Annotated in this window: 16 protein-coding genes, 1 pseudogene and 1 riboswitch; of the genes and pseudogenes, 13 read left to right on the top strand and 4 right to left on the bottom strand. The window is 32.1% G+C overall.

The features are described from left to right. Positions 1–32 precede the first annotated feature (32 nt). The gene (locus LPC09_RS12940) at positions 33–257 is read right to left on the bottom strand and encodes a hypothetical protein (RefSeq protein ID WP_231307462.1); all 225 of its coding nucleotides are present in this window, start codon (positions 255–257) and stop codon (positions 33–35) included. A 299-nt stretch (positions 258–556) separates the two neighbouring features. On the opposite strand from LPC09_RS12940, the gene LPC09_RS12935 reads away from it, so the two are divergent. The 5 genes from LPC09_RS12935 to LPC09_RS12915 all read left to right on the top strand — a co-directional run bounded on the left by LPC09_RS12935 (position 557) and on the right by LPC09_RS12915 (position 4,722). Next, positions 557–1,009: a hypothetical protein gene (locus LPC09_RS12935; RefSeq protein ID WP_231307461.1), complete on the top strand. Its 453-nt coding sequence runs from the start codon at positions 557–559 to the stop codon at positions 1,007–1,009. A gap of 453 nt (positions 1,010–1,462) precedes the next feature. After that, complete coding sequence (locus LPC09_RS12930) at positions 1,463–2,470, top strand: DUF3231 family protein (protein WP_231307460.1); 1,008 nt, start codon at positions 1,463–1,465, stop codon at positions 2,468–2,470. Between the two features lie 9 nt (positions 2,471–2,479). Continuing rightward, entirely contained in the window at positions 2,480–2,959 is a 480-nt protein-coding gene (locus LPC09_RS12925) for a hypothetical protein (RefSeq protein ID WP_442919982.1), read from the top strand. Between the two features lie 485 nt (positions 2,960–3,444). Next, positions 3,445–3,915, top strand: a complete 471-nt coding sequence (gene yiaA, locus LPC09_RS12920; protein WP_231307458.1) for an inner membrane protein YiaA — start codon at positions 3,445–3,447, stop codon at positions 3,913–3,915. 45 nt (positions 3,916–3,960) lie between these two features. Further along, complete coding sequence (locus LPC09_RS12915; protein ID WP_231307457.1) at positions 3,961–4,722, top strand: SDR family oxidoreductase; 762 nt, start codon at positions 3,961–3,963, stop codon at positions 4,720–4,722. A gap of 122 nt (positions 4,723–4,844) precedes the next feature. On the opposite strand, the gene LPC09_RS12910 is transcribed toward LPC09_RS12915, so the two are convergent. Continuing rightward, positions 4,845–5,270, bottom strand: a complete 426-nt coding sequence (locus tag LPC09_RS12910; protein WP_231307456.1) for an SRPBCC family protein — start codon at positions 5,268–5,270, stop codon at positions 4,845–4,847. 203 nt (positions 5,271–5,473) lie between these two features. After that, the gene (locus tag LPC09_RS12905) at positions 5,474–5,923 is read right to left on the bottom strand and encodes a hypothetical protein (protein WP_231307455.1); all 450 of its coding nucleotides are present in this window, start codon (positions 5,921–5,923) and stop codon (positions 5,474–5,476) included. 176 nt (positions 5,924–6,099) lie between these two features. Between LPC09_RS12905 and LPC09_RS12900 the strand changes: the two genes are divergently transcribed. The 5 genes and pseudogenes from LPC09_RS12900 to LPC09_RS12880 all read left to right on the top strand — a co-directional run bounded on the left by LPC09_RS12900 (position 6,100) and on the right by LPC09_RS12880 (position 11,927). After that, on the top strand, positions 6,100–6,633 hold the full coding sequence (locus tag LPC09_RS12900) for a sigma-70 family RNA polymerase sigma factor (protein WP_231307454.1): 534 nt from the start codon (positions 6,100–6,102) through the stop codon (positions 6,631–6,633). Positions 6,634–6,635: 2 nt separating this feature from the next. Continuing rightward, positions 6,636–7,043 carry a PadR family transcriptional regulator gene (locus tag LPC09_RS12895; RefSeq protein WP_231307453.1) on the top strand — a complete coding sequence of 136 codons (408 nt, stop codon included), beginning with the start codon at positions 6,636–6,638 and terminating at the stop codon, positions 7,041–7,043. Between the two features lie 6 nt (positions 7,044–7,049). Beyond that, a complete protein-coding gene (locus LPC09_RS12890) occupies positions 7,050–8,315 on the top strand; it encodes an FtsW/RodA/SpoVE family cell cycle protein (protein ID WP_231307452.1) in 1,266 nt (421 codons plus the stop codon). A gap of 94 nt (positions 8,316–8,409) precedes the next feature. Continuing rightward, a complete protein-coding gene (locus LPC09_RS12885) occupies positions 8,410–9,168 on the top strand; it encodes a GNAT family N-acetyltransferase (protein WP_231307451.1) in 759 nt (252 codons plus the stop codon). A 285-nt stretch (positions 9,169–9,453) separates the two neighbouring features. Then, positions 9,454–9,537: riboswitch (cyclic di-GMP riboswitch) on the bottom strand. 420 nt (positions 9,538–9,957) lie between these two features. Then, positions 9,958–11,927, top strand: a pseudogene (locus tag LPC09_RS12880) (peptidoglycan D,D-transpeptidase FtsI family protein). A 47-nt stretch (positions 11,928–11,974) separates the two neighbouring features. Here the strand turns inward: LPC09_RS12880 and LPC09_RS12875 are convergent. Continuing rightward, entirely contained in the window at positions 11,975–12,469 is a 495-nt protein-coding gene (locus LPC09_RS12875) for a hypothetical protein (protein ID WP_231307450.1), read from the bottom strand. A 192-nt stretch (positions 12,470–12,661) separates the two neighbouring features. On the opposite strand from LPC09_RS12875, the gene LPC09_RS12870 reads away from it, so the two are divergent. The 3 genes from LPC09_RS12870 to LPC09_RS12860 are packed head-to-tail and all read left to right on the top strand — an operon-like array spanning position 12,662 to position 15,012. Further along, positions 12,662–13,255: a dienelactone hydrolase family protein gene (locus LPC09_RS12870; RefSeq protein ID WP_231307449.1), complete on the top strand. Its 594-nt coding sequence runs from the start codon at positions 12,662–12,664 to the stop codon at positions 13,253–13,255. A gap of 55 nt (positions 13,256–13,310) precedes the next feature. After that, the gene (locus tag LPC09_RS12865; RefSeq protein ID WP_231307448.1) at positions 13,311–14,165 is read left to right on the top strand and encodes an MBL fold metallo-hydrolase; all 855 of its coding nucleotides are present in this window, start codon (positions 13,311–13,313) and stop codon (positions 14,163–14,165) included. A gap of 55 nt (positions 14,166–14,220) precedes the next feature. Next, positions 14,221–15,012 (top strand): phosphotransferase, encoded by a 792-nt coding sequence (locus LPC09_RS12860; protein WP_231309708.1) that lies wholly within the window; start codon positions 14,221–14,223, stop codon positions 15,010–15,012. The last annotated feature ends 521 nt before the right edge of the window (positions 15,013–15,533 follow it).

Raw genomic sequence — 15,533 nt, 5'->3', positions numbered from 1 at the left:
TAACCACTATTGGAAAGTTTTCTATTTCCTTTCTATTTTGGCTTCGTAAAAATTTTTCCATTATTTAACTCACACCAATCTTCTAATTCGTCATAAGATTTCTTATTTCCGTATTTATCCAAAAAATCTTCCTTATTTTCAAATACTTCCATTAAATCTTTTTCTAGTAATGTGACCATTTTGAAAGGATTAAGATGGAAAACTTTAGAGACAGCTATTAATTCACCTATATGAACAGTGTTGGCAACATCTTTCATTATTTCATCTCCTTATACAGTTAGAGATCCTTCATGTTCTCAACAACAGACTTACACGTACTTGTCATTTAAATGTTGGAATAGGAGACTAACTTCAAGCTCTAATAGGAAATTGCATAAAAGTTCTACAAGTATTTTGTGTTAGTTAGAACGAAATAAGACCGCCTCACAGGTATTATTTTCAGTTTTAAGCATACTATGTGTTCCTTGATTAACTAGGTTTTTGTATTTAAATATGTAGGTAAATCACGAATTATCCATATAGCATAGGACATAATGAAAGTAAAAAGGAATTATTTATGATATTACTATTTCTTTCAATTATCATCTTTAATTTAATTGCATTAAAACTTAACAAAATTCCAGTTAAAAGCCGAGTTGTAAGTATATGGACTTTTACTATTTCATTTCAGTTATTATTTGACTTAATAATTGAGTTTAAGTTGAATGGCTATTGGTATTTTAATAAAGGAGTTGATTGGTTAGGACTACTTGCTCATACTGTTTTAATCCCACCAGTCAATGTAATGCTATTGAGCTTTTACCCATTCAACACTAATCACTATAAGCAGTCTATTTATATTATTGCTTGCACATTAGGGATTATTGTTTACGAATCAGTTAGCTTACTCCCTGAACCTTGGGGATTTTTCCATTTAGGTTGGTGGCACATATGGTATGATCTGATTGTAGTCCCAATTCTTATCCTCATTTTGCTAAACTATTATAAGTGGATTTGTAATATAGAATGATTGTAGTTGAGAAGGTGTTTCAAAGGTACAGATCTTTGAAGCACTTTTTTTTATGAATTAAAGCGTTGCTAGCCTATCTTAAGATTGAAAAAACAGAATCTGGTTTCTTAAATGGGCAAGCTAACTTAAATGAAGAGCATAAAATAGAACGAATAAGGATTCGAGTTAAAGAGTTTTGGAGTACATTTGATAACTAATAGGAATGACAATCGATGTGCCAGGAGTGAAATATTTCCTATTCTAACATAATTTTGTTTCATCATTCATTTTTAAATAAAGGTAAATATTATAATATAACGTACGTAGCGTCGTTCTTAAACAAGAATAGGCGCTCTTTTTATTTAAAGGTGTAGATGATTTAAACATTAAATTATTAAGCAATCACAAAGAAATTGGAATGAAATTACCATAATTTAGGCAACCTAAAATGAATCATATAGGGAGGGAAGTTGTATGCCAGATAAAGCAGCTATTACATCATCGGAATTAGGAACGTTATGGCTTACATATCAGGAAAAGACAATGATTCTGCGAATGTTAGAATATTTTATAGAAAAAGCAGATGACGACAAAGCCAAGGATATTATGACTAATTTGCATGAAGACCTTGAGATATATGTTGGAAAAATAGTTAAGATATATGAAGAGGAAGGGGCAGTTATACCCGTTGGCTATACAGCACAGGATGTAAATAAAGATGTCCCAAAGCTCTATGATAATGGTTTTGACATTATGTTGGTGCGGCTTTTAAAAGAGATAAGCATGGGATTACATTCATTAAATTTAACAATGACGTTTAGAGAAGATATAAATTTCTTGTTTGAAGGCCTCACCGCTCTTACCCAAAAGTATTTCAGAATCTGCACACAATATTTGCTTGAAAAGGGGTTACTAGTTAGATCACCATATGTTTCGATGCCAAAATCAGTTGAATTTGTAAAAGATAATAAATATTTAGGTGGAATAGCTCTTAATCCATTGAGCAAAAAAAGACCATTGAATACAGTAGAAATTTCTCACATACATAAAGCTATTGAATCAAATCTTACAGGCTTACAATTGATTTTAGGATTTGCACAATGTGCAGATGATCGAGAGGTTAGGCAATTTTTTAATGAAGGGGCAGAACTTGCTAAAGGTATTATAAAAGAATTGAGCGAAGTCTTTATTCAAACAAACCTTCCAATTCCTCAAAGTCCAGGTGGGAATGCTACCCGTTCAACAGTAGCACCATTTTCGGATAAGCTCATGATGTATTGCACAAGTCTATTTTGTAGTTTTTCCATGGGAAGCAATTCTCTTGGAACTGCTTTTAGCTTACGAAATGATTTGTCTGCAAAAAATGCAATATTTATAAAAGATATTTTTGAATATGCTCACAATGGTGCAAAAATCATGATCAAAAATGGTTGGATGGAAGAGCCACCTCAAATGGAGGATCGGAAACAAAAGATGAATTGAGTGATAATGGTGAGCAATTATAAGAAACCTAAAAAACATGAGGCTTTATTATGGAGTATTGCATTACCAGGGTTTGGTCAGTTCTTAAATAGAAGATATTATAAGGGAAGTATATTTATTCTTTTAGAATTTCTTGTGAATGTATTCGCTAACTTTAACTTAGCATTTATCTATTCATTTACAGGAGAAATACAGAAAGCCATTGATGTTACAAATTTTCAATGGCTTATGTTCTATCCTTGTTTATATATGTTTGCCATGTGGGATGCGTATAGAGAAGCGGAAGGAGAAACTAATTCATATTCGTATCTACCCTTTGTATTTGGTGCTTTTTTTGTAACAATTGGTTTAATTTATTCCACAAAACTAAAAATAATGGGAGTGCTATTTGGGCCCGTGATTCTCCCCATTCTTTTTTTAGTTCCAGGTCTATCAGTTGGGCTTATTATATATTATATTCTTTTAAAGTTTAAAGGTAAGAGGAAATGAAAAACGATTTTTTATCTTTTGTCTTTACACATCGAGGCTCATTAACTAATAAAAACATCGTCATTGCAAGTAGTCACAAATAAAGAAATATGTATAATACTTCATTTGAAAACGAAATAAATATATCAGAATATTCTAGATTTTTTATATAAAATAAACACACCGATAAAGATAGTGGTGTGTTTTTTGTGATATTTTATAATTTCGATAATTAATATGTTGAAGTCAGTTTGATGGTTAGCTGCTTTATATTTAGAACTTATAAAAAATAAGCTTAAACATTTTTTAACATAATAATGGTCTTTGTATGTAAAAAAGAGTGATTTAATGAGGGGGATTTTCGAAAGGTTATTTGTCGCTGGATACGACTATGATATGGATTGTTTACAAATTCTTATGTCAATTTAGGTTCAGAATATATAACTTTAAAATATATTTATTTAAGAGTGTTTTGGTTTTTATAATCGTATAAGGGAGGGATTACATTGTCAAACAATAATGAAGGCTCGTTAGAAAAAAATGAACAGGAAGAACTTAAAATTGAAATGAAAAGAGTGGAGGGAGAGCCAACAGCTGCCTTCAAAGGGGCATCTTGGTCAGCGTTATTAATTGGAGTAACCGCCTATTTAATTGGCCTATTCAATGCAACCATGCAATTGAACGAAAAAGGTTATTATTTTGCCATTTTAGTATTTGGATTATATGCTGCTATATCCTTGCAAAAGGCAGTAAGAGATAAAGATGAAGGAATACCTGTTACAAATATTTATTATGGTATTAGTTGGTTAGCATTGGTTATTGCAATATCGTTAATTGCTATTGGACTATACAATGCAAGTAGTATTACACTTAGTGAAAAGGGTTTTTATGCTATGGCCTTTGCACTTTCTTTGTTTGCTGCGATTACAGTACAAAAAAATATTAGAGATACACAACGAGCAAGAGAGAGGGAATAACTATACTTATATGAGTGAAACACTATGAGAGTAGGAGTGTTGTAGTTGAGGATACTTGTTACTGGTTCAACAGGTCATCTCGGTTCTGCTTTGCTTAATCAACTAAAAGGTTCTAAAAATGAAGTTAAAATAACTTCTAGAAAAAAGCCTAAAGGAATTGAGCATTTTGAGTGGATTTATAGCGATTTATTTTCTGGTGAAGGTTTAGAAGAAGCAGCAAAAGATGTGGATGTTATTATTCACTCAGCTACAAGTCCAAATAAACATTCAAAAGTTGTTGAGGTTACAGGTTTTAACGTTTTCTTAAAAAGAGCGCAACACATAAAACATTTTATTTATCCTTCAATTGTTGGAATAGATAAAATACCAATTAAATATTATAAGCATAAACTTGAAGCAGAAATTCTGTTGAAAAATAGTTCAATCCCACATACAATTGTACGTTCTACTCAGTTTCACCATTTCATCGATGACTTATTTCTATCAAGAGCCGTTCTTAACAGATACTTTGTTCCTGGAAACTTTAAATGTCAAAGCGTGGATGTAAATGAATTTGCAAATCATCTATTAGGTATTGTGGATAAAGGGCCTCAAGGTAAAATAGAGGATTTTGGTGGTCCTGATATTGGAACATTAAAAGAAATGGCTGACTTAAAAATCAAAATAAATAACGAGAATAATAAAGTTTTAAGCATATCTCTACCAGGAAAACTTTTTAAGGCTTTTTCTAATGGAGAGAATACCAATTTTTCTCGAAAAATGGGCAGAATTACATTCGAGGGTTATCTTAGAAGTAAGATTACTTGAGATTATCCTGCATATCAAGGATAAGGTAAGTGAGAAAATGGAGGTGTCTGTAGATCTATACTTAATAACAGATACCCCACCTTAATTTTGAAGCATATTAAAAGGATTGAATAGAGATAATTTTAATTGTTTGTTGAATCAATGTATTTTTTAAAATTATTTAAAATCGCTTGCCATCCTTGTTGTTGTAGGTCAATGGAATTACTAGTTTCTGCATCAAAAGTTTCAATAATTTCAGTTTCTCCTGCTCTGTCGTTAAAAGAAATTCTTACTTTTCTGCCATCCTCCATAGTATAAGCTATGACCTCATGTAATTTTATTTCATCATAAACTCCGCCAAAATCAAAGCCAAAGCTACCATCTTTTGCTTCCATTCTTGATGTGAATTTTCCACCCTCTCTTAAATCATTCTCAGCAAAAGGAGAGTGCCAATCGTCTGAAGCGAAGTTCCATTTTGTAATATGCGTTGGTTCTGTCCAAAATTCCCACACCTTTTCAACTGGTGCTTGAACGGATGTTTCTACTGTAATTTCCTTAAATATGGCCATTCTTATCTACCTCCTTTTAAGATGAAATATTACAATAAGCCTTTACATATTATAAGGGATTCAGAAAAAAATATCTATTCTGATTATTTACCCTTATTGTTTCCTTTAAAATGATAAAAAGCGCCAATTCTTATTGTAAGAATGGCGCCAGATTGCTGAAAATTAGCTGCTCGATGGAAAACAAGCTTATTCAAAGGCTTTAATTATAGATGTAATTGAATGCTTTTGTTTTTTTCTTTTATTGTATAACTTATTTCTTCCCAAGCATTTTGAAATGGATAATATGGAAAAGCGCATTTTATTTTTTTGTTTAACGTGATATGAATTACTCTTTCACCATTAACTTTTCCAAATTCACACTTCTCGATATCATAAATAGATATCTTATATCGATTCCATCCAAAAATGGTAAGAATTAAATATTCTTCTTTAAGTATTAACCTTTGACTTTTAATTGCACAGTATAAAATAAAACAAATTACAAGATAGATTAAACTTGTCTTCGTAAAAAAATAGAAGTTCCCTTGCGTTAATTCACCTCTTAAATAAAAGGTCATAATTCCTACCGAAAATGTAAGAAAATAAATCCCTAACATAAATTTCATAATTCCTTGTGTACTTGCTTTATAGTCATTTACTTTATTTGATTTCATATTCTTAATTTCTCCGTAATCCTTATAAAATATACATGATAGGGTTGTGAGGAATCTTTTTTTCATACTAAAATTATTGTATAGCTATTATGTGGCGAATAAATTTAATAAATTCTTAATAAAAACAAACTTTATTTAGATGATCTTCGTCTAAGAAGTAAGTAGGGGGGACAGATGTGCAGGAAATAACAATAGATATAATTGGAAACGAGAATATTGAAGAAGTAATGGATGAGATTATGAAAAGGTACGGCCAGGAAATATTACACCTCGTTTATTCCTATGTAAAAAATAAAGCAGTAGCAGAGGATCTAACTCAGGAGATCTTTATTAAGTGTTATAAGGCTTATCCAACATTTAATAAAAAATCAAAGCTAAGAACATGGGTTTGGAGAATCGCCATTAATCATTGTAAAGATTATCTAAAAAGTTGGTACAACAAAAATGTAATTGTTACAGAAGAGGAATCAACCAATACTTCGACCAATGGGGAAACTATTGAGCAGACACTTATACAAAAAGACGAGGATCATAGACTTGTATCTGCTGTAATGAACCTCCCAATAAAATATCGAGAAGTGATTTATCTCTATTATTATGAAGAGTTATTGATTAAAGAAATTGCTTTATTAATAGAGAAAAAGGAAAGCACTGTTAAAACACGTCTTAAAAGAGCTAAAGAACTTTTAAAAGACAGTTTGGAGGAATAGAAATGGAAGATCGTTTAAAGCGTCTTCGAAAGTCGATGGAGAAAACAACGTTTAAACAGTTGAATTTTACTGATCAACATCAACAAAATGTTCAAAATAAAATCAACAAACTTACTATTAGTGATGAAGAAGTATTCTTAGCTGTCATGCAGCTACTTGTTCATGAAAAAACAGGGTATGATTTAACGAAGCATTTACGAGGGCGAGGTATTCTTAAATTTGAGGACAATGAAGGCTTTATCTATACTCTTCTTCATCGATTAGAGCAGAATAATTGTTTACTAGCAAGATGGGATGAATCGGAAGGAAAGCATTATCAACTAAATAATAGAGGCAGAAAACTATTACATAAGGCAGAAAAAAACAATGTGAAAAAACATGTTGTGTTAAGAGAATTATTAGAGGGGTGAGGAAATATGAAGAATAAACGAAGCATCTTCCTAAATGAAGTCACCACTCATATTAAGTCAAAAGAAGCAAGGGAATATGTTTCCAAAGAACTTGATTTTCATTTAACACATGGAAAGAAAGAATGGATAGAAAAGGGCTTTGATGAATCAAATGCTGAAGAAAAGGCAATTGAGCAGATGGGAAGTCCGATCGATCTTGGTAGACATTTTGATAAAATTCATCGACCAAGAGTAGATTGGTTTAGTATTATTTTGCTAGTAGCGATTTTATGTTTAGGTTTTCTGCCATTATTGCCGCTAGGTTATATGGATGAAACTCATTTTATGACATATAAGATTATTTTTACTTTTCTCGGAAGTGTAATAGCTATAGGGCTTATGTTACTGGATTATAAAAAGTTTATTAATCTAGGGTGGTTCTTTTACACACTAGGTATATTGCTGCTTTTATCAATTTGTGTTTTCTCAAACACAACAATTGGTGGTCTTCCTGTTTTGAGAGTGGGACCAATTACAATAGAAAGCTTGATGGCAGTACCTTTGTTTTTCTTTGCTTGGGCTAGTTTTTTTCATAGTGGAAAGTTAAAGGTGTGGCATTTTGTTCTATTATTTTTTATTTCTACAAATTTATTCTTTATCGCAAATAGCATAGCTACAACCTACATATATGTTGTCATGGTCATCTCAATGCTAGGATGGAGCAAATTTAATCGGAAAACGCTCTTCAGTATTTGGGGAAGTATGATTAGTTTATTTATGATTATAGGAGTATTAGCATGGTATTATATGCCACTATATCAAAAGGATAGATTATTGGGATTTTTAAACCCTGAAAAATATGCAACTGGTGCAGGGTATCCATACTTATATTCAAAAGAGTTCATTTATAATGCAGGTTGGTTTGGAAACTCAATAGGAAATGAATTTATTCCTCAGGCTCATACTAATTTCGTTTTTGTCACCTTTACCTATTATTACGGCTGGGTTTTTGCCATGATTCTTGTTGTCATTCTCTCGCTATTTGTAGCTAGAATTATTGTTGTTTTTCATCAAATAAATGATTCATATGGCAAGCTTCTTCTTGTAGGTGCAGTAACACTTTATGCAGTTCAATTGTTCAGTAATATCGGAATGGTAATAGGAATCTTCCCTTTGACTACAATGTCACTGCCGTTTATAAGCTATGGATTAATGCCGACTCTATTCAATGCTGTTTTAATAGGAATTGTATTAAGTGTCTATCGTCGTAAAAATATGGTCATAAGTACTTAGAATGTAGCTAATAACCGTGCTTTTCGAAAAGTGAAATGGTATGGGACGTTTGATGATAAAATAGAGGAAAGACTTTAAAATTAGGAGTATGACAATGAAGCAAATATCATTTGAAGATATTTATACACTTGGAAAAGTAGTGGCTGAAAATAACGTATATAAACAATTTCACTATCCTGAGATGTTAGTTAGGTATGATAGTAATTTTATAGAGTTTAAGGAACTACCGTCATTACCTGAATTTAAACCAGTTGAAAAGTACTTAAGAGAATATCATCAGAAAAATGGTCAAAAACATGTGAAGTTTTATTTTCCTGCTAATAAAAAACCAACAACAGAACTTAATGCTTACCTAGAAGATAGGGGATATGAGATAGGATTTATAGAATTATATGCTATTCAACCAAAACACTTTCCAAAGTTGGTCAATAACCCTGATATAGAAATAAAAGAAGTGACAGAAGAAAATGTAGAAACATGTCTTCATCTACAGTATCAGCATGATTTAGAGTATGGTAGTGAGTTTGCAAACCAGAAAAAAGACCTCATAAAACGTCAATTCGAAGATCCAAATATTCTTCAGATTTTGGCTTATTATAAAGGGAATCCAGCAGGCTATGTTGATATTATTATCTCCAATGAAACGGCAGAAATTGATAATTTGAGTGTTGAAGAGAAATACCGAAACAAAGGAATAGGAAGTAAACTTCAAAACTATGTAATGGAAACATTTCCTCAAAAAACGGTAATCTTAATTGCTGATGGAGAAGACACTCCGAGAGAAATGTACAAAAAACAAAATTATCAGTATTGTGGATTTAAATATGGAGTTCAAAAAGTATACCAAGATTAGAGGGTGGATAAATAAAGAAGACCTTCTTGCTTATCATTAATTGAGAAACCAATAGTTAAAATAAGCGGATTATTTCCGGTTAAACTGAAGAATGGAACTTGGTTTGGGGTATATAAGCGGAGTTTTTCCGGTTAAACAAAGTAAAATGGTCCATTATCTTCTTTTTTGATGAAATAGGCGGAATCTTTCCGTCTATATCATCTATTTTTTGCGCTATTTCTTCAATAAGAGGAATTTCTCCGCTTATTTTGCAACAAGTTACACTTCAAGAATATTTGGATCACATTTGGCAACTCGACTGTCATAGTCTAAGACTTTAGACTCGTAGCTTTACGTCCTTACTTTTCAATAAGTTTGCCTTTAACAACTATATATAGGATTCTATAAACTTTCATCCTCAACAAAATTCTACAAATTTATTGTTCTTAGTTACTATATCTGAGGATGACACCGATTAACATAAATACAAGTTCATTTTCAGGCTTCATTTGTTTCAGAAAATCTACCTTAACAATTCAACTAAAAAACATCAATGTACTAGAGTGTGTTTTTAACCTTTAACTGACTAGATTAATTTATGAGAGTACATCTAAATTTTTTAATATCTACTGTTGAAATTATGGTATAATTTAACATTGTAAATAATTGGGTGACTCTTCTGTGAATCTTGAATACTAGAAATAAAAGGTTGGGTTAATATTGAAAAAGGAAAAAACGATTTCTGAAGATAATAGAAAGCTAAAAAGGTCGAGATACATAAGAACGAACGTTTTCTTTTTTGTTATTTTTATGATGTTTGTCGCATTAATTGTACGTCTTGGAGTGGTGCAAATTGTACAAGGAGAGACTTTTTCAAAAGAGGTATCTCGTACTGAATCTGATTATGCAAGTTTGCCAGCTCCTCGTGGAAAAATGTATGATCGGCATAATCGTATTGTTGTAGATAATAAAAGTGTACCAGCGATTACATATACAGTGGACAAAACAACCAAAACTTCTGACAAAATCTCAACTGCTCTTAAATTATCAACATATATTCATTATGACCCTGATTACTTAAAGAAAGAGCTTAAAGAGCGTGATATACGTGATTACTGGTTAGCTTCTCATCCTAAAGAGGCAAAGAAACTGCTAAAAAAAGAAGAGTTAGAATTAGAACCATCCCAAACTTACAAACTACAAATTGACCGAGTACCTATAGAGGAAATAAGAGCAATCGAAGAAAACTTGGAAGAAAAAGAACTCGCATATATATACACTCGTTTCTCGTCTGGATATCAATATGAACCACAGGTCGTTAAGTCTTTGAATTTAACAGAAAAAGAATTAGCTAGAGTTGCTGAGCACCTGGAAGAATTACCTGGTGTAGATGTAATTACAGATTGGGCCCGAGAGTACCCTTATGAATCTTTAAAAACAATCTTTGGTAAAGTATCATCACCAGAAGAAGGCATTTTACAATCTCGTGAAGATTACTATAATGCACGAGATTATGCTAAAAATGAACGTGTTGGAAAAAGTTATCTTGAATATCAGTATGAAGATTATCTAAATTCTAAAAAAGCCAAAATTGAGTACATATCAGATAAAAATGGAAACGTTATTACAGAAGAAGTTGTTCAAGAAGGAAGCGGTGGTTATGATTTAAAGCTATCTTTTGATATTGAACTTCAGCAGAAGGTAGAAGAAATAGTAGAAGAAGAGTTACGTGTTGCTAGAAGATCATCTGCAAATTTCTTAATGGATAGAGCCTTTGTGGTTATGATGGATCCTTATCAGGGAGATGTTTTAGCAATGGCTGGAAAACAAATTGATCCTGAAAATACTGGAGAGATGTTGGACTTTGCATACGGAACATTCTCTACACAATATGAAGCTGGCTCAACAGTAAAAGGAGCAACAGTTTTAGCCGGATATCAAGATGGAATGTCTCATGGAAAAGGGTATTTTGATAAAACTTTATACTTTAAAGGAACCCCACCTAAAGGATCATATAGTCAACTAAACTATGTAAATGATTTAGATGCCTTACGACGCTCTTCAAATGTCTACATGTTTTATGTTGCAATGAGAATAGCGGATATTACATATGTAGAAAATGGACCATTTAATGCTTCTAGTGAAGATTTTCAAAAACTAAGAAATTATTTTGCTCAATTCGGCTTAGGTGTCTCAACAGAAATTGATTTACCACAAGAGTCGTCGGGTCTTATAAATAATCCAGATAATGCAGGTAAATTACTTGATATTGCCATAGGACAATTTGACACATATACACCACTGCAATTAGCACAATATGTTTCTGCTATCGCTAATGGTGGTTACCGTGTACAGCCAAGAGTTGTTACAAGTATTCATAGCCCTATAGAAGAAAAAGGATAGGACCGGTGGCAATCGATAAAAATCCTGAAATTCTAAATAAAGTAAATAACTCTGAGGAAGACATTAATCGAGTTCAAAGAGGATTTAAACTAGTGGTAACTTCAGGTACAGCTAAGAATATGTTTGATTATGATGTTGCTGGAAAAACAGGAACATCTCAAACTCTTTACTATGGTCCTAAGCGAACTTATTGGGGACGAAAAACGAATAATCTAAACTTTGTTGGTTACTATCCAGCTAATAAGCCAGAAATTGCATTTAGTGTCGTTGTTCCATGGGCAGGAACCGAGAAATATCCTGTTAATAAAAAAATAGCTAACCGTATCGTAGGTGCTTATGTAGACTTGCAAAAGAAATATGCAAATGAGGTAAGATAGTCTTACTTATTGATGATAGAAAATTTTCGTTTCAAGCTACAAAAGACCTATGTAAGGTCTTTTGTAGGAGTATTGTAATTCGTCTTCTGAGTGTTTTGCTTTTCCATGAATGTTTGAAAACCATAATTTAAAAGAGCTAGTGCATAGGAAGTAATAAAAAGAGTGGTTGAATTGAACTTTTTTAGCTTGTAATGTCCAATTTTTTGAAAAAGTATATTCAAAGGATAAGCAAAAATAAGATCCATTAATAAATTACATAGAGCATATAAAAGGAATTTTCCATATGTAAAATGAAATATCCACAAATTAGTTGTGAAAAAAAGACCAAAAATAAAAGTTAATGCATCAAAAACTAAATTTTTGGTGCCTCCTTTTACTTTCCACCATTCAAAAATAATGCTTAAGAGGGTTTCTATTAACAATAGGCAAGAGCAAAAAAGTGAAACAGGCAGATATCTTTTTAAAGATTGTTTAGGTAGAAAGAGTAAGACTATACCCCACATGACAATTGGGGTGGCTATCCTGAAAATATTGGTAATCAATATAATCACTCCAAGAAACATTTATTGTGATTAGGTTTTACATAATGGTAGATAATATTCATCTAATAATTGCAAGAAGTAATGATGAAATATTATTTATCACACAGAATTTCTTAAGCACATTTTATTAAAAGAGGTGTGCTTCTTTGGTGTATCCTGTAAAATATACAAAAAGGATCTGTGAGGTTAAACGTGATTGTAAAGCACAAAAATTCGAAAACAGTTATTATCGTTATTCATGAAATTTATGGGATAAATGACCATATAAAGGGAGTGTGTGAATCCTTATTTCAATATGGATATCATGTGATTTGTCCTAATTTAATAGAGCAAGAGGAGCCATTTACATATTTAGAAGAAGATATTGCTTATCGTCATTATATAAACAAGATTGGCTTTGATAAAGCTACAGAAATTATTAATTCTTTAATCTTGGAAGTTAAAAACAGTTATTCAAAAGTTTTCATTGTCGGTTTTAGCGTTGGAGCAACTATTGCCTGGTTGTGCAGTAATCATGAATCTATTAACGGAGTTGTTGGATATTATGGTTCCCGTATTAGAGACTACTTAGACCTTGTGCCGACTTGCCCGACAATATTATTCTTCCCTCAAGAAGAAAAATCATTTGATGTTGATTCATTGATAAGAAAACTAGATGAAAAGAGTATAAATACTTATAAATTTAATGGATTACATGGGTTTTGCGATCCGTTTTCAGTAAATTATCATTTGGAATCCTCAAGAAAAGCTTATTCTATTATGAATGAATTTCTGAAAAATCATTAGAAAACATTAGGTTGGATAAAACGTCCGCTGACATTTAATAAAGGGGGATTGCAAAATGAAAATTGAATTTCTTGGAACTGGTGGTGCAATCACAATACCAAGACCATTATGCAATTGTCATGTTTGTTCAGAAGCTAGAGAAAAAGGAGTACCTTATAGTAGAATGGGGCCGAGTATTTTTATTCATGGCCCTAATCTGTTAATTGATACACCAGAAGATATTTATCATCAAATAAATCGCTCAACAATTAATGAGGTTAGTGGAATTATTTATTCGCATTGGCACCCAGATCACGTAATGGGAAGGAGAATTATCGAATCCTTAAGTGCAGATTGGACGAATTATCCTCCGCAACACAACAAAATTGATATTTATCTTCCCGATCAGGTAGAAAAAGATTTCAAAACATTTCTTGGTAGTGGAGACCATTTAAATTTCTTTGCATTTCAAGGATTTGCTGATTTAAAGAAATTGAGAGATGGTGAAAGCTTTACGTTAAATGGTACAAAAATTTCTCCGTTTCGCTTGGCAGAGGATTATGTATATGCTTTTATACTTGAAAGTGAAGATAAGAAAGTCCTTATTGCTATGGATGAGTTAAATAATTGGAAACCAGAAAAAGAGGTATTAGATGCTGATCTTGCCATATTGCCAGTGGGGATATTCGAATTTCATCCATTAACCGGTGAAAGGCTAATGACTGAGGAACATCCTGTTTTTAAGGAAGAAGCAACTTTTACAGAGACGTTAGAAGTAATCAAGATCCTTAATGCTAAAAAGGTGTTATTAACACATATTGAAGAGCCTAATGGATTAAGTTTTAGTGATTTTAAAGAATTAGAAGAGCAGTTACAAGATTCTGGTATAAATGTTGAGTTTGCACATGATACTCAAATAATTAGAGTGTAAGTGTTCTAGGTAAGTAAAATTGAGCGCAATGTCTCGAGTGATGGGGGAATTTATAATGAGTCAATATGATCATGAAAAAAGGCTAACCGGAGGAAATGTTTCAAACGTATATCGTTCTGGAAATACTGTTCTACGAGAGGTAAAGCCAGAGAGCACGAAAATTCATAAACTATTAAAGCACTTAGAAAGAAAAGGTTTCCACTTTGCACCTAAGTTTTTGGGCATTGATGAAAAAAATAGAGAGATTTTATCATTTATTGAAGGTGAAGCTGGCAATTACCCATTAAAACAATATATGTGGTCTGATGATGTTTTAAGTGAAATTGCGAAGATGCTCCGCTTTTATCATGATTCTGTATCTGATTTTCCTCTAGAAGAAAGCTGTCAGCCGATTGATAATACACCTGAACCATTTGAGGTTATATGTCATAATGATTTTGCCATGTACAATCTTGTTTTTAATGATAGAAAACCAGTGGGTATCATTGATTTTGATGTTGCTGCACCAGGCCCAAGACTTTGGGATATAGCTTATACGCTTTACACTTGTGTACCATTAAGTAGAGTTTATCAAACCGAAACAGCTGAGATCGTTCATTATAACTCGTCACAGCATGCAGATCGTATTAAACAAAGAGTTAAAGTGTTTTTTGAATCCTACGGTGATGCTATCGAAGAAGGGTATTTAGAAATGGTTTTACTACGATTAGAAGGATTATGCATCTACATGAAAAGAAAAGCGAGTGAAGGTGACTCCGTTTTTCAAAAGATGATCGATGAAGGGCATCTTGATCATTATGAAAAGGATATTGAATTTATCCGTCAATATGGATCGGAATGGGTCTAAAAAAAGTTTAATGTATAAACCTTAAGGAAAAATGCTTTATCCCACACTGTATATACATTCCATTTTTTGTTGATGCATGTTGGGATAAGCGACAAAAGTAACCGAGAAACAGAGAGTAGTGTCGCTCATAAGGTGTATGAACGACAAAGTAGCTGTTCACCTAAAACCCAACATATAAGCAAATATGGGCTAGTCCTAAGTATCTGCCCAATAGCTATTAAGGAGTTCAGTGCTTGTTTTTTCATTTACAATCTGGCAAATTCGCTAATTCTACTTTCTACACTTACTAAATAACAAATATTAAATCCTCCATTTTTGCTAAAGTTATTTCATAAGTTTTTGAATGCTGAACTTCACAAAGTCCGTTACCATGATCATAAAAAAAGTAATAAATTTCACTTTTATAAATTACTTTAGATCCTAATTTCAATTGTATCTTCCTATAAAAATGTGACATAGATTATTGATTTGATGAAAAGTTCATGTTTTTCTACGTATATAACTTGGTAGTTTTAAGGCAC

Source organism: Metabacillus sp. B2-18 (assembly GCF_021117275.1).
GTDB lineage: Bacteria > Bacillota > Bacilli > Bacillales > Bacillaceae > Metabacillus.
This window is presented reverse-complemented; position numbering and strand designations above follow the sequence as displayed.